Source organism: Devosia pacifica, from assembly GCF_014652635.1.
Taxonomy (GTDB): Bacteria; Pseudomonadota; Alphaproteobacteria; order Rhizobiales; family Devosiaceae; genus Devosia; species Devosia pacifica.
Map to the genome: position 1 here is coordinate 437,269 of NZ_BMZE01000003.1, position 25,226 is coordinate 462,494.

24 protein-coding genes and 1 other RNA gene are annotated in these 25,226 nt (G+C 60.6%); 7 read left to right on the forward strand and 18 right to left on the reverse strand.

The window, feature by feature from the left end; all coding sequences use genetic code 11:
• The 4 genes from IE127_RS15005 to IE127_RS15020 all read right to left on the reverse strand — a co-directional run bounded on the left by IE127_RS15005 (position 1) and on the right by IE127_RS15020 (position 3,125).
• Entirely contained in the window at positions 1–324 is a 324-nt protein-coding gene (locus IE127_RS15005; protein WP_189426519.1) for a YbaB/EbfC family nucleoid-associated protein, read from the reverse strand.
• Positions 321–2,093 (reverse strand): DNA polymerase III subunit gamma/tau, encoded by a 1,773-nt coding sequence (locus IE127_RS15010; RefSeq protein ID WP_189426520.1) that lies wholly within the window; start codon positions 2,091–2,093, stop codon positions 321–323. Before IE127_RS15010 ends, IE127_RS15005 begins: the two co-directional genes overlap by 4 nt.
• A 63-nt stretch (positions 2,094–2,156) precedes the next feature.
• Positions 2,157–2,254: signal recognition particle sRNA small type (gene ffs, locus IE127_RS15015), an RNA gene on the reverse strand.
• 40 nt (positions 2,255–2,294) lie between these two features.
• On the reverse strand, positions 2,295–3,125 hold the full coding sequence (locus IE127_RS15020) for a prephenate dehydratase (protein ID WP_189426521.1): 831 nt from the start codon (positions 3,123–3,125) through the stop codon (positions 2,295–2,297).
• Positions 3,126–3,396: 271 nt separating this feature from the next.
• Here IE127_RS15020 and IE127_RS15025 point away from each other — a divergent pair, with 271 nt between their 5' ends.
• Both IE127_RS15025 and IE127_RS15030 read left to right on the forward strand, forming a co-directional pair.
• Positions 3,397–4,344, forward strand: coding sequence for a c-type cytochrome (locus IE127_RS15025; protein WP_189426522.1), 948 nt, complete (start codon positions 3,397–3,399; stop codon positions 4,342–4,344).
• 77 nt (positions 4,345–4,421) lie between these two features.
• Complete coding sequence (locus IE127_RS15030) at positions 4,422–5,360, forward strand: 2-hydroxyacid dehydrogenase (protein WP_189426523.1); 939 nt, start codon at positions 4,422–4,424, stop codon at positions 5,358–5,360.
• A gap of 6 nt (positions 5,361–5,366) precedes the next feature.
• On the opposite strand, the gene IE127_RS15035 is transcribed toward IE127_RS15030, so the two are convergent.
• Together IE127_RS15035 and IE127_RS15040 are read right to left on the reverse strand one after the other, a co-directional pair.
• Positions 5,367–6,287, reverse strand: coding sequence for a bifunctional helix-turn-helix transcriptional regulator/GNAT family N-acetyltransferase (locus IE127_RS15035; RefSeq protein ID WP_189426524.1), 921 nt, complete (start codon positions 6,285–6,287; stop codon positions 5,367–5,369).
• Between the two features lie 64 nt (positions 6,288–6,351).
• The gene (locus IE127_RS15040) at positions 6,352–7,719 is read right to left on the reverse strand and encodes a leucyl aminopeptidase family protein (protein ID WP_373297326.1); all 1,368 of its coding nucleotides are present in this window, start codon (positions 7,717–7,719) and stop codon (positions 6,352–6,354) included.
• A 115-nt stretch (positions 7,720–7,834) separates the two neighbouring features.
• Here IE127_RS15040 and IE127_RS15045 point away from each other — a divergent pair, with 115 nt between their 5' ends.
• Positions 7,835–8,590, forward strand: a complete 756-nt coding sequence (locus tag IE127_RS15045) for a tetratricopeptide repeat protein (RefSeq protein WP_189426526.1) — start codon at positions 7,835–7,837, stop codon at positions 8,588–8,590.
• 20 nt (positions 8,591–8,610) lie between these two features.
• Here IE127_RS15045 and IE127_RS15050 read toward each other — a convergent pair whose 3' ends face one another.
• From IE127_RS15050 to IE127_RS15085, 8 genes are all read right to left on the reverse strand, one after another.
• Positions 8,611–9,609, reverse strand: a complete 999-nt coding sequence (locus IE127_RS15050) for a type II secretion system F family protein (RefSeq protein ID WP_189426527.1) — start codon at positions 9,607–9,609, stop codon at positions 8,611–8,613.
• A gap of 10 nt (positions 9,610–9,619) precedes the next feature.
• On the reverse strand, positions 9,620–10,594 hold the full coding sequence (locus IE127_RS15055; protein ID WP_189426528.1) for a type II secretion system F family protein: 975 nt from the start codon (positions 10,592–10,594) through the stop codon (positions 9,620–9,622).
• A gap of 17 nt (positions 10,595–10,611) precedes the next feature.
• Positions 10,612–12,087 (reverse strand): TadA family conjugal transfer-associated ATPase, encoded by a 1,476-nt coding sequence (locus tag IE127_RS15060; protein WP_189426529.1) that lies wholly within the window; start codon positions 12,085–12,087, stop codon positions 10,612–10,614.
• Between the two features lie 30 nt (positions 12,088–12,117).
• The gene (locus tag IE127_RS15065) at positions 12,118–13,383 is read right to left on the reverse strand and encodes a CpaE/TadZ family protein (protein ID WP_244640215.1); all 1,266 of its coding nucleotides are present in this window, start codon (positions 13,381–13,383) and stop codon (positions 12,118–12,120) included.
• 57 nt (positions 13,384–13,440) lie between these two features.
• Entirely contained in the window at positions 13,441–14,829 is a 1,389-nt protein-coding gene (locus tag IE127_RS15070; protein WP_189426531.1) for a type II and III secretion system protein family protein, read from the reverse strand.
• A 1-nt stretch (position 14,830) separates the two neighbouring features.
• Positions 14,831–15,820 (reverse strand): Flp pilus assembly protein CpaB, encoded by a 990-nt coding sequence (gene cpaB / locus IE127_RS15075; RefSeq protein WP_189426532.1) that lies wholly within the window; start codon positions 15,818–15,820, stop codon positions 14,831–14,833.
• A 209-nt stretch (positions 15,821–16,029) separates the two neighbouring features.
• Positions 16,030–16,539, reverse strand: coding sequence for an A24 family peptidase (locus IE127_RS15080; protein WP_189426533.1), 510 nt, complete (start codon positions 16,537–16,539; stop codon positions 16,030–16,032).
• Between the two features lie 97 nt (positions 16,540–16,636).
• On the reverse strand, positions 16,637–16,828 hold the full coding sequence (locus tag IE127_RS15085; protein ID WP_189426534.1) for a Flp family type IVb pilin: 192 nt from the start codon (positions 16,826–16,828) through the stop codon (positions 16,637–16,639).
• Positions 16,829–17,173: 345 nt separating this feature from the next.
• Here IE127_RS15085 and IE127_RS15090 point away from each other — a divergent pair, with 345 nt between their 5' ends.
• From IE127_RS15090 to IE127_RS15105, 4 genes are all read left to right on the forward strand, one after another.
• Complete coding sequence (locus tag IE127_RS15090) at positions 17,174–17,629, forward strand: pilus assembly protein N-terminal domain-containing protein (RefSeq protein ID WP_244640217.1); 456 nt, start codon at positions 17,174–17,176, stop codon at positions 17,627–17,629.
• 107 nt (positions 17,630–17,736) lie between these two features.
• Complete coding sequence (locus tag IE127_RS15095) at positions 17,737–18,297, forward strand: TadE/TadG family type IV pilus assembly protein (RefSeq protein ID WP_189426535.1); 561 nt, start codon at positions 17,737–17,739, stop codon at positions 18,295–18,297.
• Positions 18,298–18,299: 2 nt separating this feature from the next.
• Positions 18,300–18,875, forward strand: a complete 576-nt coding sequence (locus IE127_RS15100; RefSeq protein ID WP_189426536.1) for a TadE/TadG family type IV pilus assembly protein — start codon at positions 18,300–18,302, stop codon at positions 18,873–18,875.
• A gap of 72 nt (positions 18,876–18,947) precedes the next feature.
• A complete protein-coding gene (locus tag IE127_RS15105; protein ID WP_189426537.1) occupies positions 18,948–19,568 on the forward strand; it encodes an HAD family hydrolase in 621 nt (206 codons plus the stop codon).
• A 12-nt stretch (positions 19,569–19,580) separates the two neighbouring features.
• Here IE127_RS15105 and upp read toward each other — a convergent pair whose 3' ends face one another.
• From upp to IE127_RS15125, 4 genes are read right to left on the reverse strand one after another with little or no spacing between them, the layout of a single operon-like run.
• The gene (gene upp / locus IE127_RS15110; protein ID WP_189426538.1) at positions 19,581–20,225 is read right to left on the reverse strand and encodes a uracil phosphoribosyltransferase; all 645 of its coding nucleotides are present in this window, start codon (positions 20,223–20,225) and stop codon (positions 19,581–19,583) included.
• Between the two features lie 20 nt (positions 20,226–20,245).
• On the reverse strand, positions 20,246–21,463 hold the full coding sequence (locus IE127_RS15115; protein ID WP_189426539.1) for a phosphopentomutase: 1,218 nt from the start codon (positions 21,461–21,463) through the stop codon (positions 20,246–20,248).
• Between the two features lie 2 nt (positions 21,464–21,465).
• Positions 21,466–22,794: a thymidine phosphorylase gene (gene deoA / locus IE127_RS15120; RefSeq protein WP_189426540.1), complete on the reverse strand. Its 1,329-nt coding sequence runs from the start codon at positions 22,792–22,794 to the stop codon at positions 21,466–21,468.
• 29 nt (positions 22,795–22,823) lie between these two features.
• Positions 22,824–25,193: an aldehyde dehydrogenase family protein gene (locus tag IE127_RS15125; RefSeq protein WP_189426541.1), complete on the reverse strand. Its 2,370-nt coding sequence runs from the start codon at positions 25,191–25,193 to the stop codon at positions 22,824–22,826.
• Positions 25,194–25,226: the final 33 nt, after the last annotated feature.

The window sequence follows — 25,226 nt, forward strand, 5'->3', positions numbered from 1 at the left end:
CTAGAACGGCAGGTTCATGCCGGGGGGAATCGGAAGGCCCGATGTCAATTCACCCATGCGCTCCTGCATCTCTTTTTCCGCCTTCGACTTGGCGTCGTTATGCGCGGCGATGATGAGATCCTCGAGCACCTCGACCTCATCCTCCTTGAAAAGCGATGGGTCGATCTTGAGGCCCTTCATCTCGCCCTTGCCGGACAGTGAAACGTTGACCAGACCGCCGCCGGCACTACCTTCGATGACCATTTCCGCCAGCTCGGCCTGCAGGGCTTCCATCTTGCCCTTCATCTCGCTGGCGGCCTTCATCATTCCCATGATGTCTTTCATTCGTCGTCCTCTTCAGGCTCTGGTGGCATGGTCTCTGCCACATCTGGTGTCGGGTCTGTGTCGCGCACGGTTACGTTCACGAGCTTGGCCCCCGGAAACGTCTCGAGGATCGCGCGGACCAGCGGATCTTCGCCGGCAGCGTCACGCGCCTCTTCGCGCTTTTGCTCGGCCTGCTCGCGCAGTGTTGGTCCCGCAGGCGCCTTTGATGACACCATGACCAACCAGCGTTCGCCAGTCCATTGTTGCAGCCGCGCCGACAGCGTCGAGATGATACCGGGGTCGGCGCCATCGCGCAGCGCAACCTCGATTCGTCCATGACTAAACGTCACGGGCCGCATATCGGCCTCGAGCGCATGCTTGACAAGAAGGTCCCGCTTTGCGCCGGCCAGCGCCACAAGCTCGCTATAGCTTTCAACGCGTGAGAAGGCCTGCGGCTCTTTCGGTTGAGGCTGCGCAACAGCCACGGATTGCGTCTCGGGATCCGGCGCCGGCTGGCGCATGGCCTGCCCCCCACCGCGCGATTGCGGGCGTGAGAGAGCGTTCGGGGGTGAGCTTGTTCCGGCTGCAGGTGGAGCCGGCGTTTCGACCGGCGCCTCGATCGCCTCGGGCTGGCTCGTCAGCTTTGCGATCACTTCGTCCGGCCCGGGCAGGTCCGCAGCGTAGGCCAGACGAATGAGCACCATTTCGGCGGCCTGCAAAGCGTTTCCGGCCCGCGCCACCTCGTCAAAGCCCTTGAACAGGATCTGCCAGGCGCGCGAAAGCGCCCGCATTGCGAGGGCACCGGCAAGATCACTGCCGCGCTGGCGCTCGTCGGGTGTCAACGCCATGTCGTCGGCGGTTGCCGGCACGACCTTGATGCGCGTCACAAGATGAGTGAAATCGGCGAGATCAGCGATCAGTGTTTGTGGGTCTGCGCCCGCGTCGTAGAGTTCGCGCACGATGGTCAGTGCTTCGGCCACTTGACCGCCAAGCACCGCCTCGAACAGATCGATGGTGCGCGCCCGATCTCCGAGCCCCAGCATGGCCTTCACGGTATCAGCAACGATCGTACCGCTGCCGTGAGCGATTGCCTGATCGAGCAGCGAAAGGCTGTCACGCACCGAACCTTCGCCGGCGCGCACGATCATTGCGAGAGCCTCGGGCTCGGCGCTGACACCCTCGCGCTCCAACAGCCCGTTGAGGTAATCCGTCATCACTTCGGCGCCGACCCGCCGCAGATCGAATCGCTGGCAGCGCGACAGGATGGTAACGGGCACCTTGCGGATTTCGGTCGTGGCGAAGATGAACTTGACGTAAGGCGGCGGCTCCTCGAGCGTTTTCAGCAGCCCGTTGAAGGCTGCCGTCGAGAGCATATGCACCTCGTCGATGATGTAGACCTTATAAGGCGCCGAGACCGGGCCATAACGGACAGAATCGATGATCTCGCGGATGTCGTTGATGCCGGTATTGGAGGCGGCATCCATTTCGACGACGTCGACGTGCCGCCCTTCAATGATGGCCCGGCAATGTTCACCCTCGCGTTCGAGGTTCAGGGTTGGGTGACGACCGCTCTCATCTTCATAGTTGAAGGCACGCGCCAGGATACGCGCGGTCGTGGTCTTGCCGACGCCGCGGACCCCGGTGAGAATGAAGGCATGGTGGATGCGGTTCTGCTTGAACGCATTGCCAAGCGTTCTCACCATCGCATCCTGACCGATCAGGGTGGAGAAATCGACCGGGCGGTACTTTCGAGCGAGCACCACATAGGGCGCGGGTGCAGCGTCAGCCATCCTGCCCTTTCAACCCTCGTCTTTTGGAAAACCCGCCTTGCGCCATAAGGCCATCATAGGCTGTAGAAGGAGGCTGGCAACGACCCGTGAAGGTCTCGTTGGGGCTGCTTCCTTCCGGACCTGACCCAGTTGGCGAGGAACACGTCCGCACCAACCTCCCGAACCCTATTTGACCCATGCGATTTGAGATTTCAAGGGGCGCTATTTCGGCTCCGCCGCGCGATAGACGCCGAGCAGGCGGAACTTGTCGGTGAAGAAGCCCAGCTCCTCGAAGGCATTCTGCACGCTGACATCGTCGGGATGGCCTTCGATATCTGCGTAAAACTGTGTGGCAGTAAAGCTGCCATCGACCATGTAACTTTCAAGCTTAGTCATGTTGACGCCATTGGTGGCGAAACCGCCCATGGCCTTGTAGAGCGCCGCCGGAACGTTGCGGACCCGGAAAATAAAAGTTGACTTGATGCGCCCGTCATTGCGGGCGGCCTGGCGCGGCTCGCGCGACAAGACGAGAAAGCGCGTCGTGTTGTGGTCGGCATCCTCGATGTTCTCGGCCAGCACATCGAGCCCGTAGATTTCGGCGGCGAAGCGCGATGCGATTGCAGCGATTTTCGGGTCGTTGCGCTCGGCGATCTCGCGTGCTGAGCCCGCGGTGTCGACACCATTAATGGTGCGCAGGCCGCGCTCCTGAATGAATTTGCGGCACTGCCCAAGCGCGACCGACAGGGACTGGACCGCCTCGATCTCGTCAAGCGAAGCACCCTTTACGCCGAGCAGGTTCATCTCGACGCGCAGATATGTCTCATCAATAATGTGAAGGCCGCTTTCGGGAAGCAGGTGGTGAATATCGGTAATCCGCCCGTAAAGCGAGTTTTCGACAGGCACCACCGCCAAGTCGGCGCGGCCAGACTGCACCGCATGAATCGTTTCCTCGAACGTGACGCACGGGAGAAACTCGCGGTCCGAAAACAGGTTATTCGATGCGGCGTGGCTGAAGGCGCCGGGCTCGCCCTGGAAAGCGACAGGTAAAGACATTGGTTCGTTCCGTTGGTCGGCGGCGGCACGCAGAAGCGCGCCGCAAGGAGCAGGGTTGTCATGACGCCGTGGCGATACGGAGTCAATCGCGCGCTTTATTGCCCGTATTCTCGGGGGAATTGTCGCACCCGGGGTCTGCGCGGTTGCGCGGCAAAATGCTTGCGACTATCTTCCGCCGTCACCGGGCCCGGGTTGCGACAATTGTTGTTGCGGGATAGGGACGGTGCGGGGATGACGCCCAAGGCAGTTTGGGGACTGGCAGAGAGACCAAATGAATTCTTTTGAGCTGAACAAGATCATGGGCGCCGTGCTGGGGACGCTGCTCTTCGTCATGGGCATAGGCTTTCTGGCCGAGGCGATCTACCACCCGATCGAGGATCGTGGACCTGGCTACGAGCTTCCCGAGCCTGAAGTCGGTGAAGGTATGGCAGCAGCCGAACCTGAACCCGAAGTGCCGTTGCCGAACCTGCTCGCAAATGCCAGCGCCGAAGCCGGCGAAGGTGCTGCGCGCAAGTGCGTTTCCTGCCACACGTTCGAAGAGGGCGGCGCCAACAAGACCGGGCCGGGCCTTTACGACGTCGTCGGTCGCCCGATTGCAAGCCACGAAGGGTATGCCTATTCCGAAGCTCTTCTTGCGCACAGCGAAGAAGACTGGACGTACGAGCACCTGTTCGACTTCCTGCATGGCCCGCAGAACTTCGCACCGGGCTCCAAGATGCCGCTGGCGGTTCCGCGCCCTGAAGAGCGCGCCGACATTCTCGCCTACCTGCAGACACTCTCTGCAAATCCGGTTCCGTTCCCTGAACCTGTCGAAGTGAGTGCGGACGAAGAGGTGACCGAAGCCGACGAAGCGGCAGCGGCCGAGCCAGTTCCAGAGGGCGACGAAGTGGCCGAGCCGGTTGGCGAAGCCCCGGCGCCAGAGCAGGTCATCGAGACGCCGACCACGCTGCCATCTGATGACGCCATCGAAGGGATGCCGACGAGCGGAGGAAACCCGACGATCGAAGAGACACAGACTCCAGACGCTTCGGGCGAGACTGACGCGACCGCAAGCGAGACGGAAGTAGCTCCGGCTGACGAAGGCTCTGCCCCGACGACGAACGCAGCCGACGAAGAAGGCGCTGCCGAGGCCCCGGTCGATGATACCGACGCCGAAGCGCCTGTCGAGGAGAGTGCGCCTGTTGAAGAGCCTGAAGCAGACCAGCCTGTGGCTCAGTAGAGCAGATGCTCCGCTATCACTAGATCAGTTCGGGCCGCGCGAGAGCGCGGCCCTTTTCCTTTCGGGAGGAGGCAATCGTGCTCTTGCTGCACCTGAGCGATGTCGATGAAGCAAGCTGGGCCGAGCGTTTTCGGCGCGCCCTAGGCGACTATCCGGTCGTTCGACGCGGCGATCGGTTCGATCCGGCGGATGTGCGCTACATCTTCGTGTGGAAGCCGAAACAAGAGGCGTTCGACAATCTGGGCAATCTCAAAGCAATCCTGTCGCTTGGCGCCGGGGTTGACGCATTGCTGCAGCATCCCGGCCTGCCCGACGCCCCGATCGTCCGGTTTGTGGATGAAGACCTAACCCAGCGCATGAGCGACTATGTGATCGCACATGTGACTATGCACCATCGTCGCTTTTCGCGGTTCCAGCAGGACCAGAAAGCGCGTCGCTGGACACAATACTATCCTCCTGCCGCCTCTGAGACCACCGTGGGCATTCTGGGACTGGGCGTACTCGGCCAGGATGCGGCAAAAAAGCTGAAAGGGCTGGGGTTTACCGTGCGCGGCTGGAGCCGCAGCGCCAAACAGCTCGACGGCGTTGAATGCTATAGTGGCGAAAGCCGATTTATCGACTTTCTCAATGGCACGGACATCCTCGTCAATCTGCTGCCGCTGACCCCCGAGACCACCGGCATCCTGAATTACGAGACCTTCCTTCAGCTTCGCCGCGACGGCCTTGATGGTGGCCCGGTGATCATCAATGCGGCGCGCGGGCGCCACCAGAAGGAGGCCGACATCGTGAGGGCCCTTAAAGACGGGACGCTTGGCGCAGCAAGTCTCGATGTATTCGAGGTGGAGCCGCTTCCTGAGGACAGCCCGCTGTGGCAGATCGAGACCTGCTACATCACACCGCACATTGCCGCCATTTCAAGCGAACGCACTGGCGTTGAGTATTTCTCGCGCATCATTCGTCAACACGAGGACGGCGCGCCGCTGATCAACGTCGTGGACCGCACGCGTGGCTATTGATGACGGCTAGAGATCGATCACCCAGTATTGTCCGTTAAGGTTCACGCCGAAGGAGTGGTGCGGCTCTTCGCGCTCAAGGGTAAACCCTGCTGCTTGATAGACGCGCCGGGCTGACACAAGGCAGTCCTGCGTCCATAGGCGCATGCCTTTCCAACCCGCATTTCGCGCGAAGTGAACCGCCTCAGCAACCAGCCTCGTGCCAATGCCATGGCCGCGATGTTCGGGCTCGACGTAAAGCATGCGCAACTGCGCCATCCCTTCTTCTTCTGAGGGGACAACGAAAATCGAGCCAGCGATCTGCCCTGCCCGCTCGGCCACCCAGAGCGCCTTAGGGCTCTTGCACAGCGAGAACTCACCATAGATGCGGGCGATCAGAGCCTCGAACTCCTCGTTCCAGCCATACTCGCGATTGTAGAGACGCGCCTGACGCTCGATGAGCGTACCAAGTTCGCCCAGCCGCGGGGCCCGCAAGCTGACCTGGGTGTCCTCGCTTTTCATCGAAAGCAGGCCTTCTACCGTTTCCATCGCCGTGACGAGGTGCTGCTTCTGCTCCTCAGACAGATCGGCGATCATCGCGCCGACAGCGGCGTCGCTCGCGGATTCAAGTTCTTCATAGGCATGCTGTCCGTCGTCCGTCAGCGCGAGGACGTTGCGGCGACGATCACCGACATCGGGGCGCGTAGCGACGTGTCCTTCCTCGGTCAGTTTCCAGATCAACCGGCTCATCTGCCCGCGATCCATATCGAGAACTGCAGCGATCTCCCCGGCAGTGCTGGGGCCCGGCCGGCCAAGCTCATGGACGACCCGCGCTTCAGCCAGGCTGAAATGGCTCTTGTGCATGCCCTCCCGCAGCAATCCCAGAATGCGGGTATAAAAGCGATTGAACTGCCTGATCCTTGCGACCAGCGCGTGACCATTCTGCGTCATGAATACTCCATCAACAGATTGTTGACTTAATCAACTAATCTGATGACAGAGTCAACCATCTAGATCAGGCGTAACGCTGCTTCAGCACCTGATAGACGGCACGGATGCCCTGGTCGGTTCCACCCGCGGAGCGGCCGGGTTTGGCGTCCGGCGACCATCCATAGATATCAAGATGCACCCAGTTTTCAGGCTTTTCAACGAAGCGTCTGAGGAATAGCGCCGCCGTAACGGAGCCAGCGAAGCCGCCGGCACCGGCATTGTTGATGTCCGCAACCTTCGACGCCAGCATGGCTTCATAGGGAGTCCACAAGGGCATGTGCCACAGCGGGTCTCCGTGAGGCGTCCCAGCGGCCATGAGCGCCGCCGCAAGTGTGTCATCGCCAGTATATAGCGGCGGAAGGTCCGGGCCGAGAGCCGCGCGCGCTGCGCCTGTGAGCGTCGCCATATCGATAACGAGCGCCGGGTCTTCTTCACACGCCAATGCCAAGGCATCAGCGAGGATCAACCGGCCTTCAGCATCAGTGTTGCCGATCTCGACCGTGATACCCTTACGCGACATCAGGATATCGCTCGGACGGAAGGCATTTGCAGAGATCGCGTTCTCGACCACAGGCAGCAAAACCCGCAGGCGAACGTTCAGTTTTGCACGGACGATGGCATGGGCGAGCCCGAGGACGTTAGCGGCGCCACCCATATCCTTTTTCATCAGCACCATCCCGGCAGCCGGCTTGATATCAAGCCCCCCGGTGTCGAAGGTCACGCCCTTTCCGACGAGTGTCACCTTGGGCGCGTCCTCGCTGCCCCAGGTGAGATCGATCAGGCGCGGCGCCTGCCCGGCGGCGCGACCCACGGCGTGAATCATCGGGAACCCCGCGCCGACGAGATCGTCGCCGCGCGTCACGCGCACCTGCATATCGTCGCGCGCAGCCTGTGCGCGTGCATATTCTTCCAGCGCGTCCGGGCCGAGGTCGTTCGCGGGGGTGTTGATGAGGTCACGGGCGATGAACGCAGCCTCGACAAGCCGGTCTACTTCCGCAGCGTCAGCGTTCTCGGGCAGTTCGAGTTCTGGTGCGTCATCCAACTTGCGATAGCGGGTAAAGCGGTATCCGCCGAGCCGAAACGCCAACGCTGCAAGTGTCGGGTCGTCGATCTGACCTGCGAGGCGGTAGCGGCCCGGGGCCAATTGGGCCGCGGCGGCCCCCACGATCAGCGGCTGCCGGTCCGCCTCCGCACCGATGCCGAATAGGTATCCGGCAACATCGCCATCGTCCGCCGGCAAGGCCAACAGGCGTCCGGACTGGCCATTGAAACCGTTCGCTTCGGCCCAGTGGCGATGGCTCTCAGACAATTCGGCGCTGGCAAGCCCTCCCTGCGCGACGAGCGTTACAGCACGAGCCGTCAAATCAGTCATAAGGACCTCCTCTTTGCTCAAGACCTACCCCGAGGGGCGGGACAACGGCAATGGCCGACGCATCGCTTAACACGACGTTAGGGTTAACGATCTATTGTAAAACGCGTCTTTGGGTGCGAATTGACGAGAGACGTCGATGGTCAGTTTCCTGTTTTCGATGAACCGTTTCCTGGCCGGTGCAGGCGTGGCCCTCATGCTGGCGGGGTGCGCCTCAGCGCCGGTCGATGACCAGACCGTCACCGGCTCGACCGCAGGCACACTGTCGGTGTCAGGTCTGGCAGAAAGGTATCGCGACAACCCCAACGATCGCGGTATCACGCTCGCCTATTCCAAGGCGTTGCGCGACGAGGGTCTGAACGCGCAGGCCGCCAATGTTCTCGAGCGTGGGGTGGCCAGCAATCCGCGTGATACCGTAGTGCGCATCGCCTACGCGAAGGCGCTGACCGCCGAAGGGCGGTTCTCGCAGGCCCTCAACGTGATCGACGCGGCCATCGACCCGACGCTGCCGAACTGGAACGCACTGTCGGTCAAGGGCGCGATCCTCGACCAACTCGGCAATCACCAGGCAGCACGGCAAACCTATCGGGAAGCTCTGGTGATTGCGCCCGATCAGGCATCTCTTGAGGCCAATCTCGGGCTTTCCTACTCATTGACGAACGAGTTGGAGACGGCCGAGGAGCACTTGAGAAAGGCTGCGGCGATGAGTGGGGCCACATCGCAGATCCGCCAGAATCTCGCTCTCGTTGTCGGCCTGCAGGGCCGGTTTTCGGAGGCCGAGCAGCTTTATGCGCGAGAACTTTCGGCGCAGGAGGTAGAGGCCAACATGGCCTATGTCCGTGGCCTTCTGAGTGAGAACAACCGCTGGCAGCAAATCGAGAACGGCGCCAGCTGAGGCTGAGCCTGCCGACCCAATCAGCCGCCGGCAAGCATGCCCGATGAGAATATCTTGATCATCGCCGGCGCCATGATCACGATGAACAGCACCGGCAGGAAGAACAGGATCAGCGGTACGGTGAGCTTTGGCGGAAGAGCCGAGGCCTTTTTCTCGGCGTCGGTCATCCGGGTTTCGCGGCCCTCTTCCGCCATCACGCGCAGTGCCTGACCGACAGATGTACCATAGCGGTCAGCCTGAATCAGCGCCGTCATCACCGAGCGCACCACATCGAGCCCGGTGCGGTTGGCGAGGTTTTCATAGGCGCGCGTCCTGTCCTCGAGAAAAGACAGCTCGGCGGTGGTCAGCGTCAGCTCTTCGGCCAGCTCCGGGCTTTCTTCCGCCATTTCCTTGGAAACGCGCTTGAAGGCGTGCTCGATCGACATTCCGGACTCTATGCACAGCAGCATCAGATCGAGGCAATCGGGCCATGCCCGTTTGATGGAGATCTGCCGCTTGGTGATCTTGTTGCGCAAGAGGATCACCGGCAGATAGGTGCCGATCAGCCCGATGCCGACCGCGTAGGTGATGTTCATGAACAGCGGTCGGTCGCCGTCGAGGACGAAAATGAAGTACAGTGCCGAGATTACGGCAATACCGATCGGCGTCACGAAGCGCAGGAACAGATAGGTCGTCAGCGGGCCCTGGCCGCGATAGCCGGCCTGCGTCAGGTGAATGACGGTATGCTCGTTGACGAAGGCCTTTCGCAGCGAGAAACGCTCGACGACCTTGCGCATATAGGTGCGCGTTTCACGGCCACGGATTGAGCCTCGAGCGCCACTGCCTTCGCTGCCGCGAAGCCGCGCCAACTCCTCCGCACGCATGCGATCCCGCTCCAGGGCGACGCGACGGATACGGGACTTCATCTCGGACCGGCCGATCAGGCCCATGCCGAAGGTGAACACCACGGCAGCAGCGGAGATCGCAGCAAGGGCGCTGATCAGGAAGTCGCGGTTGACGATTGTCTCGATGAAATCCATGGCCGCGGTCCTAGAAGTCGAAGGTGATCATGCGCTTCATCACGAAGATGCCGGTGGCCATCATGATGAATGCCACGCCGAGCCAGAAATAGCCGATGGTGGTGGTAAACAGGGGCTGCAGGTATGTGGGCGAGACAATGCTGACAAGGCCCGCCACCGCGAAAGGCAATGAGCCGATGATGCCTGCAGACGCCTTGGCTTCCGAAGACATTGCCTTGACCTTGGCCTTCATCTTCTTGCGGTTGCGCAGAACGCGCGCGAGATTGCCCAGAGCTTCCGAAAGGTTGCCGCCAGCCTGCTGCTGAACGGTAATCACGACCACGAAGAAATTGACCTCTGGCAGCGGCACGCGATCGAGGAGGACCTGCACGGACTCGGTCATCGACTGGCCGAAGGCCTGCTGGTCAAGAACACGCTTGAACTCGGAGCGGACCGGTTCCTTCACTTCCTTGGCCACAAGCCGAATGGAATCATTGAGCGGCATGCCTGACTTGACGCCGCGCACAATGGCTTCAACCGCGTTGGGAAGCTCATCAAGAAACTTGTCCTGAAACCGGCGCCGTCGTTGCGCCAGATAGATGCGCGGCAGCAAATATCCGCCGGCAACACCGAAGACGGCGGCGAACATAGCCGGAATCTGCAGCAGGTACAGAATGACAAAAACGATAGCGCCAATGATGATGGCGTTGCGGATATAGTCGCGCGGACGCGTATCCAGCCCAGCCTGGAAGAGCCGATCTTCGAGCGAGAGTTTGTGGCGTTCCTTGCGCTCCTCGGATTGCGCCTTGAGCGCCTCCTGAACCGACTTGCGGCGCTCGTCGCGTGTGCGCGAGGCACGCGTTTCACGCCGGTTTGCCTGAATGTCGCCCTGGAAAGCCCTGCGACGCTTTACGGCACGGCTGTCACCCAGCGCAGCCGGAACTAGAGCGAAGCCGGCTGCGCCAACGCAGACAACCGCGAGTATGGCAAGCAGCATCGGGTTCATTTTCTGGTGCTCCCCATCTAGCGGCCCACCATCTCGTTATGCTCGACATTGGACTGCTCCAGCGCCTCGATAAGGTTTGCCTCTTCGTTGAAGTAGCGCGCACGCTCGTTGAACTGCGGCTTGGTGATGCCAGTCGAGCGATGTGTACCAAGCAGATTTCCGTTCCCGTCCTCGCCAGTGATGTCATAGAGAAAGACATCCTGGGTAACGATCACGTCGCCTTCCATTCCGAGAACCTCGGTAATGTGGGTGATGCGGCGAGAGCCATCGCGCAAGCGCGCTGCCTGAACGATGACATCGATCGACGAGACGATCATTTCGCGAATGGTGCGGCTCGGCAGGGAATAGCCGCCCATTGTGATCATAGATTCAAGACGCGACAGAGCCTCGCGCGGAGAGTTGGCGTGTAGCGTGCCCATCGAGCCGTCGTGACCGGTGTTCATTGCCTGAAGCAGGTCGAACGCTTCAGGACCACGCACTTCGCCGACGATGATGCGTTCAGGGCGCATACGCAGACAGTTCTTCACGAGGTCGCGCATGGTGATCTCGCCTTCGCCCTCGAGATTTGGCGGGCGGGTTTCAAGACGAACCACGTGCGGCTGCTGCAGCTGAAGTTCCGCCGAGTCCTCGCAGGTGATGATGCGCTCGTCCTTCTCGATGAAGGCGGTGAGGCAGTTGAGCAGAGTGGTCTTTCCCGAACCGGTACCGCCCGAGATCAGGACGTTGGCGCGCACGCGACCGAGAATTCGCAGGACTTCCGCGCCCTCGGAGGAAATGGAGCCGTACTTCACCAGCTGGCCGAGTGTCAGCTTGTCCTTCTTGAACTTACGAATGGTCAGCGTTGCGCCATCGATAGAGAGTGGTGGCGCGATGACGTTGACGCGGCTGCCATCGGGAAGGCGCGCGTCGCAGATCGGGGACGATTCATCGACGCGGCGGCCCACCTGGCTGACGATGCGCTGGCACACATTCATCAGGTGCGCATCATCGCGGAACCGAACATTGGTCAGCTTCACGCGGCCATTGACTTCGATGTAGCAGCGCTGTGAGCCGTTCACCATGATATCGGCGATGTCGTCGCGCGCCAGCAGCGGCTCGAGAGGACCGTAGCCAAGCACGTCGTTGCAGATATCCTCAAGCAGGTCTTCCTGCTCCGAGATCGACATGACGATGGACTTGAGCGCAATGATTTCCGAGACAATGTCACGGATTTCCTCGCGCGCTGCAACCTGATCCATGGTCGCGAGCTGGCTGAGATCGATAGAATCGATCAGTGCATTGAAGATCGCCGACTTGGTGCGAAAGTACTCGTTGTCCCGCTGCGCATCGGCCGGGGTTCTGACATCCACCACCTCTTCGCGCATCGAGCGCGCACTGGGGGGCTCAGGCGCAGCCTTTTGGACGCGCTGGGTTTCGCGCGCAGGCTGTGCCGGCCGCACAGGCTGCGGAGCCGCCTGGGTATTGCCACCGAAACTCGTACGCTTACCAAACATGGTTGTCCTATCGTCTCAGAACGCCGGAACTCAGGCGCGCTTCTTGAACAAAGACGGCAGTTTGCGCAGGCCCGCCCCGCGCGCCGACTGAGCGGGCACCGCGCGTCCGGAGACGTGCATGCCGATGGTGCGGAAGTGCTCGTTGATCTTGTTGCTCGCCGAAATCTCGGCGATCATCTGCCCGTTATTGGCAGCGGTGCCGAACAGTGCCGCGTCAAAACCGATCTGGGAAAGCAGCTCGCACTCGATCGAGCTCGCAAATTCATCGGAACTGATCTCCGGGCGCCTTGGCACACCGACCTTGTTGAGCACCAGTTGCGGTGCGCCTTCTGTCGGACGCAGAGCCCGCATCGCATCTGCCAGGTTCTTGGCATTGCGAAGGCTGGCGAGATCAGGCTCGGCGACGATAACCACCTCGTCCACCGTTGCCAGCGTATGACGGACCCAGGCATTCCACGCGTGTGGAATATCGAGCACGACAATCGGCATCGACTTCTGGCTCATCTCAACGATCTGCTCGAACTCGCGCTCTTCGAAGTCGAAGGTCTGATCGAGAGCGACGGGCGCCGTCAGCAGATTGATGTGATTGGCAGCCTTCGACATCAGCCGGTCGAGCATCGTCTGGTCGATCTTCTGGTTCGCCAAAACGGCATCTGCCAGACCATGCGGCGGGTCCTGATTGAAGTTGAGACCGGCGGTGCCGAAGGCCAGGTCCATGTCGAGCACCAGGCAATCCTGGCGCAGAGTCTGGGAAATCGCCCAGGAAACGTTGTGCGCGATCGTCGATGAGCCGGCCCCGCCCTTTGCGGCGACAAACCCGATCGTGCGACCGATGGGCGCTGCATTGTCAGACGCGAAGATGTCTGTAATCGACGCCACGACATTCGCGGCAGTGCTCGGCAGAACTATGTATTCAGAGATGCCGGAGCGGATAAGATCGCGATACAGCCGCACATCGTTAACGTGTCCGAGCAGGATCACCCGCGTCGAGGCGTCGCAAACCTCTGCAAGTCGCTCGAGAGCATTCGGAATCTCTTCGGGTGCCGCACTGGTCTCGACGATAATCAGGTTCGGCGTCGGGTTGGACCGGTAGGTTTCGATCGCCCCTTCCAGCCCACCATTGTGTGTCGTGAGCGCAACCTTCGACATACGCCGGTCGTGAACGGCGCTTTCGATCAGTTGCGCGGTCTGAGAATGCTCGCAGAACGCCTGGATAGTGATCCGCGGCAGGAGGCGCGCCCCCTGCGCGACCTCCGACACGGCCTCCGGCGCTACCGGCTCCGACTCTGAATTCATGAAACGCATTTACTCAATACTCCCCGCGCCATGCCCTGTCTCAGGTGCTGACGCCCGTTAGTCGAGAACAAACCCCACGGATCCCGAGATCGAACCGCGCATGCCCGAAGTGCCGCCGACCCCGTACATCTTCTCAAGGTGGCCAAGGAAACTCGCCTCGGCGTCGCCGGCCATATCGGCATAGTCTGTCGGGATCGGCACGTTGCCATTGATCGGTTGCGCAATCATCGGGGTGACGAGCACGACAAGTTCGGTCTGCTCGGTGACATATTCACGCGAGCGGAACAGGGCCCCAAGTATCGGCACGCTGGCAATGCCCGGCAGTTCATTGATCTCGTGGCGGGACCGCTCATCAAGCAGGCCAGCGATTGCCAGCGTCTGGCCTGCGCCGAGCTCTACACTGGTCGACAGCTCACGCGTGTTAAGCGAGCGATCAAGCTGCGGCTCGGAAACCCTGGTTGCGATATCCATGGCGATCAGGCCGTTCGAATTGATCGTCGGCGTGAACTCGAGTTCAACGCCATACTGGCGGAAGTCGACAGTGGCGATGCCGTTGTCGTCATATCCGGTGATGTAGGGGATTTCGCCGCCCGCAAGAAAGTTTGCTGGCTGTCCAGACATTGTGGTCAGAACAGGCTCGGCGAGCAGATGCAAAGCACCGCGTGTTTCCAGCGCGCGCAGCGAAGCGTCGATCTGAACATTTGCCAGGTCCAGCCCGGCACTGATGCTGTTGTTGGCGGTTGCAACCTGGTTGTTGAAGCCGAAATTAACCGCCCCGACCTGGAAGCCTCCAGACAGGTTGATGCCGAGCTGCTTTGCCACATCGCGCTTAACTTCGGCCACGGTCACCTTCAGCGCGACCTGCTGGCTACCCGTTACCTCGATAAGATTCGCCACATTCTCGGGATCGCCAGCAAACTGGCTGGCGATCAGCATGGCCTTATCACGGTCGGCGCCGGAGCGAACGGTCCCGGAGAGGACAACGCGCTCGTTGTTGCCGGTAAGCGTGATCGACTCCACCCTGACTGCCGAGCCCGGAATGATGCGCGCCAATGCGGACTGCAGCGCGCCGCCGATCGGCGATGATCCTTCGATCTGTACGTCGATCACCGAGATCGTGCGACCCGCGGCATCGAGGAAAAAGATGTTTGTCGAGCCTTCGCTTACACCCTGAATGATTGCCCGCCGCGTGGTGCGCATGATGGTGCCAGCGACATTCGGCTCGGAGACAATCACCTCCGCCACTTCGGCCGGCAGATCGAGGATCACCGATTTGTTGAGATCGAGCGAAAACTGCTGCGTGGTACCGAAGCCTTGCGCCGTCAGGTGTGCCTGCTGAACCTCAGTCGCCTTTGCGTGGCCCGCCAGAGGCACGGACAGAAAGAGCGCGCTTACGCCTGCGCGCAGGAGGAGGCTGCCCAGGCTCGTGATGCGGATGTCGAACATGTTATCGAATCTCGATCGAGGGAAGAGAGGAGTTTGCCGCCTGGCTTGGTGGCGACGCTGAAACCATTTGAGACGCATCGAGGCCTGAAACCGAAGAGACGCTCTGGTTGAAATTTGGGGCGGCGGTGCTGCCTGCAGGGTTCGCCGAGCCAGCAGCACCGCCGCCCTGCGTGCCGGGGCGTACATTTGTGGCGTTGCCGTAACGGATCATTGTGACCGAGTCTGACGACTTGCCGCTTGCGAGGATTGCATCGCCATCGAAATCGGTAATCGAGCGCAAAGTCAGGGAAAGAGCGCCTTGTGACTGAGCATTGATCAGCACCTCTGCCTGCCCGGGTGTCAATTCGAGCGTTGCGATTGTCTGGTTGACGAACATCTGCGCCTGCGGGTTCTCGCCTGCGGCAACCTGTTCGTCGCCTCCGGTTGCGCCGACTTCGCCCAGTCTTTCGCCTATGGCCAGCACACGCACGTTTTGCAGGACCGTGTCCGAGATCATCACGCCTTCATTCTCAAGGGCGCGGGTGAGCACCACATCGACGCGGTCATTCGGCACGATGAAGCCGCCCGCTCCTGCCGCTGCGCTCACCGGCACCGATACGCCGCGCTTGCCCTTATCGAGTACCGCTGACAAATATCCCTGGTCGGCTCTCACCAGCTTTTGCTGACGGATTGGTTCACCGGGAAAAATCTCGAAGCGGACAAGTGCACCGGAAAGTTCTGCGCGTGCATCGGGCTGCGCCTGCTCGGTGACGTATTCCGCCCGGACCGCGCCCTCCGGCCAATCGGCCCATTCCAGATTGCCAGAAGACAGCTTCTGACCGATCCCTATTGCAGTACTCGCCACCAGCACGCGTGCCCTGGCTTCTTCCCGCACGACTTCGGTCACCACCGTATCGGGTGTGGTCTCGCCGCCGCCGCGCATAACGAGAAATGCCGCAAGCAAACCAGCGACCAGGGCCACCACCAACAAAAGGATACGCGCCGGATTCATCCGCCAACTCCGGTAGACCACAAATACTTGTCAGAAAAACAATCTACTGACCCGGACGGCATGCGCCCGCTATGTTGAATTATCGGAGCAAAGGGTCAAGTTTTGGTTAATCGCTGCTTTTCAATACCGGTTAACAAGACGTTTACAATTGATTTGACCACCAGCACCGCACTCAGAGACAAGTGTGCAAAGATCCGGCGTCTTGGCCGTCAAGATCCACTGGCAAGGGTCTGGAATATTGCCGAATTGCTGTAGGTCATCAGTCCCGCAATCGCGAGCGCAATACCATAAGGAACTCCGGCCTTGCGATCGTGCAGACGGGCGAACCATGAAATACGGGCGAGCAAGGGGATGAGCGGCATCCGGCGAAGGATCAGGATGACCAGCGTCAGAACGCCGCCTGCAAGCGCTGCATAGACGAGATACGGTAGTGTCAAAGCGAACCCGAGCCAAAGCGTGGTTGCGGCAGACAGCTTGGCATCGCCGCCGCCGACCCATCCAAGCGCAAATAGCACGAACGCCACGACAAGGACGACGCTAGCGGCCGCAACATGCATGGCAAACTGCTCAAGCGGCATGCCAATGGCTAGAGCGATGATGACGAAGCCCAGCGCCAGGGCGAGCACCAGCTTGTTGGATATCCGCATTGTCAGTAGGTCCGAAGACGCTGCCAGTGCCATTGCAAACGGGAAAAAGAACAGCGCAACCGTTGCCATCATCGCCTCCATCGGTGCTCAGGAAGATGCGGCAATACGGTAAACAAAACAAAAAGGGGGCCGCAGGCCCCCTTCTAGTTATTCTTCGATTTATAGTCGCTTAGCCGGCACTGGGCGCTGCTGGCGTAGCGTTCGTCAGCGTGTTGCCGATCGAGTTGAACAGGCCGCTCAGGCTATTGCCCAGCAGCCCGGCAGCAACGATGATACCGACGGCAATCAGTGCCGCGATAAGGCCGTATTCAATAGCTGTCGCACCGGACTCGTCCTTTGCGAAGCGTGCAAAAATCTTCATATCTCCAGCTCCTTGCTCACGTCTCAGTGACGTCGGTTCGACACGTCACACATCGAACTTAGCGTCACGCTAGGCCTGACATCTTGAAATTGCGTTAATTGCTTGGAAGTTGCCCGTGCCGGGCCGGCATAGATTGACGTTAGTTTACAATAATCTAACTGATGAATTACGTTTTTATTGATTGCTTTGGCGGGCCTTTCGCTGATCGATACTTTGACCATTGTAGATGCTGCGTGGCGCAGCTCGTGGCCCATGAGCAGGAGCTACGACGACTTCCCATTTCCCAATTGTTCACCATTTCCGGCGAAACTGCCCACAACGAGTATTTGAGTTTGTGAGGCATCGATGAGATCGCTGATTGCCGCCGTCGCGCTTAGCACTGCTTTGAGCACGCTTTCCGCACCATTCGCAGTTGGCGAAGAGTCCACCATGCCGATCAGTGTTACCGTGAACATGGCCCGGGTCCTTCGGATCAGCGAACCGGCTGCCACGATCATAATCGGCAACCCTGCCATCGCAGATGTCGTCATCCAGGATCCGCAAACATTGGTGCTGACTGGCAAGGGGTTCGGCCAAACCAACCTCATCGTCCTCGATGCGGCTGGTGAACCGATCGCCGACACCCTGTTGGAGGTGGTAACCCAGACAGCGGACAATATCACGGTCTTTCAGGGCCGCGAACCGACGACACTCGCGTGTAATCCAACCTGCAAGCCGACAATCATGGTCGGGGACTCGACCAACTTTACGTCGAATGCGATAGCCTCGTCGCTCCTAGTGCAAAACGCCACCGGACAATGATGTTTACTGAGGCTTAACCATATCCTAAGCCGTGCAGAGCACCAGTTGTGTTGCTAACCATCACTTAGCGCTCGCTCTTTAGTCTGGACCGAGAGGGATATCCAGGCATGGCAGCGGACACCTTGAAAATACAGCCGACGAGCAAGCGCCCCGGGTTGCTCCGCTCCGAATCTGGCGCGGTCGCGATCGAGTTCGGCATTCTGGCGCTTCCGTTCTTCGCGCTCTTGGGGGCGATCATGCAGAGCGCCGTCGTGTTCCTGACCGCAGAGGTTTTTGACAGCGCAGTCAAAGATGCCAGTCGGCAGATCCGTACAGGACAGGTCCAAAATGCCGGCTTCGATCTGGACCAGTTTCGTGGACTCGTCTGCGATCACACGTTCGGGTTGATGGATTGCAGTGCCATTTTCTTTCGGATCGATAGGGTCGACAGTTTTTCGGTGGCCGATGCCACAGTCCCCATCGAGTGTGATGAGGACGAAGGTGAATGCGAATGGTCTGAGGCACAGACATTCAAAGCTGGTGGTGGCTCCGATGTGATATTGATCGAAGCCTATTATCGCCAGAGCATCCTCGTCGATCTCGGCCTCAACAATCTCGGTAATCTGGCAGACGGGACACGCCTGTTGTCCTCAGTGCATTTGTTCCAGAACGAGCCGTTTGGCGGGTGAGCATGCGCGCTATCACCTGTCTGAGACGGGCACTTATCCGATTTCGCTCTGACTCTCACGCGGCCGCTGCAGTAGAGTTTGCGCTGGTTCTGCCGATCATGCTGCTGCTCTATGTCGGCACCATCGAAGCAACGTCTTTGATTAGCACCGATCGACGCGTCCACACGATTTCCGGCGCCATCGGCGATCTGGTCGCGCGCAAGGACGGCTCGATTGAAGCATCCCAACTCAACGATTATTTCCGCGCTGCGGAAAAGATCCTGCCACAGGCAGATACCACCGGCCTTACCCAGACTGTGACGATGATCCACATCAAGTCGAACGGGGATACCGAGGTTAAGTGGAGCCGCAAGTTCGTGAGCGGGGCTTCCGGGAGCACGCCTGGACGCGTTGCCTATTCGCGATACCCGTTGCCCGCCGAAATCGTCAATCTTGCACGCGATGGCTATGTCGTTGCCGCAGAGGTAAGTTTCCCGCACACTCCAATCCTCGGCATCGTTTTCGACCAAGTATACAATCTTTACAGCGAGAACTTCTTCATTCCGCGCTTCGATGAAGAAGTACGTTACGTTCCCTAAACACCGCGGCTTGCACATGGCGATACAGCATGCCATCAGCGCGCAGCCACCATCGCTGTTGGAGACCCGCCCATGACCGAACCCCTCGTTCCCGTTTTCGATCTGGGCGGCGTTTTCGTCGACTGGAATCCGATGTACCTGTTCCGCAAGCTCTTCGACACAGAAGAAGAAGCGGAATGGTTTCATCGCCACATCTGCACTCCGGCGTGGAATCTTGAGTTCGATGCTGGCGAAATCTACTCTGAAGGCGTTGCGAAGCTGATCACCCGGTTTCCGCGCTATTGGCGAGAGATCCAGGCTTACGATCTGCGCTGGAAAGAGACCTTCAACGGGGTCTATCAGGGCACCGTCGACATCCATGACGAATTGATCGCAGCCGACATGCCGACCTTTGCGATCACCAACTTCTCATGGGAGAAATGGGTGACCTGTCTTGAGGACTGGCCGTTTCTTGAGAAATTCGACGGCGTGGTGGTCTCAGGCCTCGAACGCCTGGTAAAGCCGGACATGCGGATCTACCAGCTGTTCTGCGAGCGCTACGCGCTGGCACCCGAGAGCTGCGTGTTCATCGACGACAGCGAGCCGAATGTCATTGCCGCGCGCAAGGTCGGGATGCATGCCCTGCACTTCACCTCACCAGAAACGCTGCGCAGCGAGCTGATAGAACTCGGCCTGCCGCTCGAGCCTCGCTAGAACGCAGAAGGGCTATTTCGTTCCGTACATGCGGTCGCCGGCATCGCCGAGGCCCGGGACGATATAGCCTTTTTCGTTGAGGTGACTGTCGATCGCGGCAGTGAAGACCGGCACATCGGGATGGGCGTTCCGGAAGCGTTCGACACCCTCTGGTGCCGCCAACAGGCAGAGAAACCGGATGCGGTTGGCACCACGTTCCTTCAGCTTGTCGATTGCCGCCGTTGCCGAGTTGGCGGTCGCCAACATCGGATCGACGACGATCACCAGGCGATCCTCGAGATTCGATGGCGCCTTGAAATAGTATTCGACCGGTTCGAGCGTTTCATGGTCGCGGTAAATGCCGATATGGGCGACACGGGCCGCCGGCACCAGATCAAGCATGCCTTCCAACAAGCCATTTCCGGCGCGCAAAATCGAGGCAAAGACGAGCTTCTTGCCCTTCAGGGCGGGCGCTTCCATTGCCTGCATTGGCGTATCGATAGGAATGTTCTCGAGTTCGAGATCGCGCGTGACCTCGTAGCACAGCAGGTGCGCGATTTCGCGCAGCAACCGCCTGAAGCTCGCGATCGAGGTCTCCTTGTCGCGCATGATCGTCAGCTTGTGCTGGATCAGCGGGTGCTGCACGACGGTGACGCCCTCAAGAGAGACAGGTGCCATGGGGCGACCTCCGGTTCGGCCTAAAGAAAACTGCGCCCGTGCTGGCCGGCGCCGAGACCGAGCCAATGGGCGATACTCTCGCCAATATCGGCGAACGAATTGCGAATGCCAATCTCGCCTGGCGCCAGCGCTGGGGAAAAAACGAGGATCGGGACCTGTTCGCGCGTATGGTCGGTTCCCTCCCAAGTCGGGTCGTTCCCGTGGTCGGCAGTGACGACGAGCAGGTCATCGTCGCGCATGCGCGAGATGAGTTCCGGCAGGCGGCCGTCGAACTGTTCAAGCGCATCGGCGTAGCCCGGAACGTCGCGGCGGTGTCCGAATTCGGAATCGAAATCAACGAAATTGGTGAAGATCAAAGCGCCGTCCGCGGCCATCTCCATGGCGTCGAGCGTCGCGTTGAACAGCGACATCAGCCCGGAGGCCTTGATCTTGTGAGTGACCCCGCGCCCGGCATAAATGTCGGAGATTTTGCCTACAGCATAGACCTGATGGCCGGCGCCGCTGGCTCGATCGAGAAGGGTCGGCTCGGGGGGCGGGATGGCGAAATCGCGCCGATTTCCGGTGCGTTTGAAGGTTTCCGGATTTTCGCCGACGAACGGACGGGCGATGACGCGGCCAATCTTCAATGGCTCGGTGAGCTCGAAGGCGATTTCGCAGAGATCGTAGAGCCTTTGCAGGCCGAAATGTTCTTCGTGCGCAGCAATCTGGAAGACGCTGTCGATCGAGGTGTAGCAGATGGGTTTTCCGGTGCGAATATGCTCTTCGCCGAGTTCTGCGATGATCGTCGTACCCGAGGCGTGCTTGTTGCCGAGTATCCCCTCAAGGCCCGCACGCGTTAACATCTCGTTAACAAGTTCGTCCGGGAAGGTCGGTTCGGTCTTGGGGAAATAGCCCCACTCAAACGGGACGGGAACGCCAGCGATTTCCCAGTGCCCGGATGGCGTGTCCTTGCCTTTCGAAACCTCCCGCCCGACGCCAAACCGGCCGCCCTTGGGCGTTGTCGTAAGGCCCGGCGGCGTCTGACCTACGGAAAGGTTGACGGCGGCGCCGAGCCCCATGGCATCGAGATTGGGAACGCGCAGCGAGCCGCTGCGCAAACCCTCGCGATCACCATCGCCCGCAGCGCAGGCCTCGGCGATATGTCCGACGGTGTTGGCGCCGGTATCGCCGAAAGCTTCAGCGTCCGGGGCGCCGCCAATCCCGACGCTGTCCATCAGGCACAAGATGACGCGTGGCATGTTCAGTCCTTCCCGCCAGTCGGCGCGATATGCTTGGCGATGAGCGGATGCGTCGGCACGCTGTCGCCGATGCGGTAGGCCATCCGCAGACGGCGGACGGCCTCCTCGACATCATCCTCGTCTCTGGCGTGGACACGCGCGACGGGCGTTTGCGGGTCGAGCCGTGCACCGAGGCCCTGCAGCCGATCAAGTCCAACCGTGTAATCGATCTTGTCGGCGGGCGACACCCTGCCGCCGCCAAGCGCTACGACTGCCATACCGATGGCGCGCGTGTCGATGGCTGCCACCTGCCCTGTCTGCTCAAGATAAACATCTCGAATGATCGGGGCCGCGCCGAGGTGATTATCCATGGCATCGACGAAATCCGCAGGCCCTCCAAGCGCCGACACCATGGCCGAGAACCGCTCTGCTGCGCGACCGCTATCAAGGGCGTCGGTGACAAGATCGAGCGCATTCTGCGATGCCGCAAGCCCGCTATACTCGATCGCTGCAGCGCACAGGGCGAGCGTGACCTCGCGAAGCCGGCTGTCCTGATGGCTGCCCGTCAGGAACTCCACGGCATTGCGTACTTCGAGCGCGTTGCCGGCAGCGCTGGCAAGAGGCTCGTTCATGTCGGTGATCAGCGCGCCGGTCTTCATGCCGGCGCCATTGGCGACGGTAACGAGGCTCTTCGCCAGGCTTTCCGCATTCTCAGGCGTTTTCATGAAGGCGCCGGAGCCGGATTTGACGTCGAGGATCAACGCATCGAGACCCGCTGCCAGTTTTTTCGAGAGGATAGACGCGGTGATCAGCGCAATCGACTCGACGGTTCCGGTGACGTCGCGGATGCCGTAGAGCTTCTTGTCCGCTGGAGCGAGATCCGCCGTCTGGCCGATGATGGCGCAGCCGGCCTGGCGTACCACTTTGCGGAACAGCTCGATATCGGGGCTTGTCTGGTAGCCGGGAATAGCATCGAACTTATCCAGCGTACCGCCGGTGTGCCCGAGCCCCCGGCCTGAGATCATCGGCACGAACGCGCCGCAGGCGGCAAGAATTGGCGCCAGCATCAGCGAGACATTGTCACCGACACCGCCGGTTGAGTGCTTGTCGATTGCCGGACCATCGAGATCGGACCAGTCGAGCACGGTGCCGCTGTCGCGCATGGCAAGGGTCAGTGCGACGCGCTCATCGGCAGTCATGTCCGTAAAATAGACTGCCATGGCGAAGGCCGCGGCCTGCTCATCCGACACCTCGCCGGAGGCGAAGCCGCCTATGAAGCGGGCGATTTCCTGCGATGTCAGCGTCTCGCCATCGCGTTTCTTGAGGATCGTTTCCTGCGGTAGGTAGGCCATGTGCTCAACAATACCCTGGTCGCTGCGGCTCAGGCGCCATAGGGCACCCAGACATTCTTCACTTGCGTGGCGCGCGCGAGCCAGAACTCTGCGCCATACCGTTGCGCGTCCATCAGGTCATAGGCGAGCCCGCGGCTGGTCCAGGTCTGCTTGAGGTTGCCGATGGAGGCCTTTTCGAAGGCAGTCGACGTCTCCTGGCTGGCGAACGCCCAAAGGCCGTCGACACCATCGTGCTCTGCCAGAACCTTGCCGAGGACGGCCGGATCGCCGGTGACGATATTGACGACGCCGGCAGGCACATCCGAGGTATCGAGCACCTGATAGAGATCCGTTACCGACAATGGCGCTGTGGCCGATGGCACCACCACAACGGGGTTGCCCATGGCGATGGCCGGCGCAACGAGACTGAGCGTGCCGAGAAGCGGCAGTTCCGGTGGCGCGACGATGCCGAGAACACCGAGCGGCTCGACCATCGCGGCTGCGATTGCGCGCATTGGCGGGCTGTGCACCGCGCCGTCGTATTTGTCGGCCCAGCCGGCGCAAACGAAGACACGCGCGACAGTTGCGGCCACCTCTGCCGCTCCATCGGCGCCGGTCTGCGCCTTGATGCGCTCGGCGAACTCGGTGCGACGCGCATCGAGATTTTCTGCGAGATAATAAAGGATCTGGGCGCGGGTATGGGCGGCGGTCGTGCCCCAACCGAGGGCTTTGCGCGCAACCTCGACGGCGTTACGAATATCCTTGCGGTTGCCCTCGCCGACTTCACCGACAAATGCGCCGTTTTCTCCCAAGACGGGCCGGGAGTATCCTGAATCCGGGCGTGCCTGCTTGCCGCCGATATACATCTTGGCGGTGCGGTCCAAATGCTCGGCATCGAGCGGGTTGGTTGCGCGATCGGAGCGCTTTGGCTCTGCCGGGGCGGGTTTCAGGTCCTTCATCCAGACCGGTTTGAGATAGGCGGCCATGCCTTCGCGCCCGCCTTCACGGCCAAAACCGGATTCCTTGTAGCCACCGAACCCGACTGCGGCATCGAAATTGTTGGTGCCGTTGACCCAGACGACGCCGGCCTTGAGCTTTGGAGCGATATCAAGCGCGAGGTTGACGTTCTCTGTCCATACGGTTGCCGCAAGCCCGTATCTGGTATTGTTGGCGAGCGCGACAGCCTCTTCAGGCGTGCGGAAACTCATCGCCACCAGGACCGGCCCGAAGATCTCTTCGCTGACGAGGCTGTTGGCGGGCGAGACATTTGTGACGAGGGCCGGCTTTACGAAGCAGCCGACGCTGGGCACCTCACCATCCGGCTCATAGATGGTGGCGCCTTCGGCGGCGCCGCGCTGCATGAGATCACGCACGCGCTCCACCTGAACCGGCGCCACCATGGCACCGATATCGACGGCCTTGTCCATAGGATCGCCGAGCCGCAGGGTCGCCATCCGCCGTTTCAGCCTTGCGATGAACAGCTCTTTTATTGATTCCTGCACCAGAAGCCGCGAGCCGGCGCAACAGACCTGGCCTTGATTGAACCAGATGGCATCGACCAGCCCTTCAATGGCGCTGTCGATATCTGCGTCCTCGAAGACGACATAGGGGCTCTTGCCACCGAGTTCGAGTGACAGCCCCTTGCCGGTGCCGGCAGTGACAGAGCGGATGGCCTTGCCGACCTCGGTGGAGCCGGTGAAGGCAATCTTGTCGATATCGTCGTGCGAAACCATGGCTTCGCCGGTTTCGCCAGCGCCGGTGACAATGTTGACGACGCCCTTCGGCAGACCGATCCGCTCGCAGATTTCAGCGAACAGCAGCGCGGTTAGCGAGGTGAACTCGGCGGGCTTGAGAACCACGGTATTGCCGGCGGCCAATGCCGGGGCGATCTTCCACGCCAGCATCAGGAGTGGGAAATTCCATGGAATGATCTGCCCGCAAACACCATAGGGCACGTGGCTTGGGAACTGAGTGTCAATCAGCGGCGCCCAGCCGGCATGGTGGTAGAAGTGCCGAGCCGCGAGCGGGATATCGAGATCGCGGCTTTCCCGGATCGGCTTGCCGTTATCGAGTGTTTCGAGCACCGCGAACAGGCGCGCATGCTTTTGCAACGCCCGGGCGATGGCATAAAGATACCGCCCGCGCTCAAAGCCAGAGAGCGCACTCCACTCCTTGAGCGCCTTGCGCGCGGCCTTGACCGCCTTGTCGACATCGCCAGCATCGGCAGCACTGATCTGCGCCAATATTTCGCCGGTTGCCGGGTTGTCGGTGGTGAAGGTGTTGGCAGGCTTTGTCCACTTGCCGCCGATGAAATGACCAAACGCGCGACCATGGCTATCAAGCCAATCCAGCGCCTGATCGGGCGCTTCGGGCGCCGGGCCGTATTCGAGTGTCTCGAACACCTGTGCGATCCTGTTCATATCAGTCCTCCCGGGCCTGGGCCCGCGTCGTCC

Excerpts from the sequence above, each read along its gene's own strand:
- IE127_RS15005 (WP_189426519.1), bottom strand. The coding sequence starts at position 324 with ATGAAAGACATCATGGGAATGATGAAGGCCGCCAGCGAGATGAAGGGC.
- IE127_RS15010 (WP_189426520.1), bottom strand. The coding sequence starts at position 2,093 with ATGGCTGACGCTGCACCCGCGCCCTATGTGGTGCTCGCTCGAAAGTAC.
- IE127_RS15020 (WP_189426521.1), bottom strand. The coding sequence starts at position 3,125 with ATGTCTTTACCTGTCGCTTTCCAGGGCGAGCCCGGCGCCTTCAGCCAC.
- IE127_RS15025 (WP_189426522.1), top strand. The coding sequence starts at position 3,397 with ATGAATTCTTTTGAGCTGAACAAGATCATGGGCGCCGTGCTGGGGACG.
- IE127_RS15035 (WP_189426524.1), bottom strand. The coding sequence starts at position 6,287 with ATGACGCAGAATGGTCACGCGCTGGTCGCAAGGATCAGGCAGTTCAAT.
- IE127_RS15045 (WP_189426526.1), top strand. The coding sequence starts at position 7,835 with ATGGTCAGTTTCCTGTTTTCGATGAACCGTTTCCTGGCCGGTGCAGGC.
- IE127_RS15050 (WP_189426527.1), bottom strand. The coding sequence starts at position 9,609 with ATGGATTTCATCGAGACAATCGTCAACCGCGACTTCCTGATCAGCGCC.
- IE127_RS15055 (WP_189426528.1), bottom strand. The coding sequence starts at position 10,594 with ATGAACCCGATGCTGCTTGCCATACTCGCGGTTGTCTGCGTTGGCGCA.
- IE127_RS15060 (WP_189426529.1), bottom strand. The coding sequence starts at position 12,087 with ATGTTTGGTAAGCGTACGAGTTTCGGTGGCAATACCCAGGCGGCTCCG.
- IE127_RS15065 (WP_244640215.1), bottom strand. The coding sequence starts at position 13,383 with ATGAATTCAGAGTCGGAGCCGGTAGCGCCGGAGGCCGTGTCGGAGGTC.
- IE127_RS15070 (WP_189426531.1), bottom strand. The coding sequence starts at position 14,829 with ATGTTCGACATCCGCATCACGAGCCTGGGCAGCCTCCTCCTGCGCGCA.
- cpaB (WP_189426532.1), bottom strand. The coding sequence starts at position 15,820 with ATGAATCCGGCGCGTATCCTTTTGTTGGTGGTGGCCCTGGTCGCTGGT.
- IE127_RS15080 (WP_189426533.1), bottom strand. The coding sequence starts at position 16,539 with ATGATGGCAACGGTTGCGCTGTTCTTTTTCCCGTTTGCAATGGCACTG.
- IE127_RS15085 (WP_189426534.1), bottom strand. The coding sequence starts at position 16,828 with ATGAAGATTTTTGCACGCTTCGCAAAGGACGAGTCCGGTGCGACAGCT.
- IE127_RS15090 (WP_244640217.1), top strand. The coding sequence starts at position 17,174 with ATGAGATCGCTGATTGCCGCCGTCGCGCTTAGCACTGCTTTGAGCACG.
- IE127_RS15095 (WP_189426535.1), top strand. The coding sequence starts at position 17,737 with ATGGCAGCGGACACCTTGAAAATACAGCCGACGAGCAAGCGCCCCGGG.
- IE127_RS15100 (WP_189426536.1), top strand. The coding sequence starts at position 18,300 with ATGCGCGCTATCACCTGTCTGAGACGGGCACTTATCCGATTTCGCTCT.
- IE127_RS15105 (WP_189426537.1), top strand. The coding sequence starts at position 18,948 with ATGACCGAACCCCTCGTTCCCGTTTTCGATCTGGGCGGCGTTTTCGTC.
- upp (WP_189426538.1), bottom strand. The coding sequence starts at position 20,225 with ATGGCACCTGTCTCTCTTGAGGGCGTCACCGTCGTGCAGCACCCGCTG.
- IE127_RS15115 (WP_189426539.1), bottom strand. The coding sequence starts at position 21,463 with ATGCCACGCGTCATCTTGTGCCTGATGGACAGCGTCGGGATTGGCGGC.
- deoA (WP_189426540.1), bottom strand. The coding sequence starts at position 22,794 with ATGGCCTACCTACCGCAGGAAACGATCCTCAAGAAACGCGATGGCGAG.
- IE127_RS15125 (WP_189426541.1), bottom strand. The coding sequence starts at position 25,193 with ATGAACAGGATCGCACAGGTGTTCGAGACACTCGAATACGGCCCGGCG.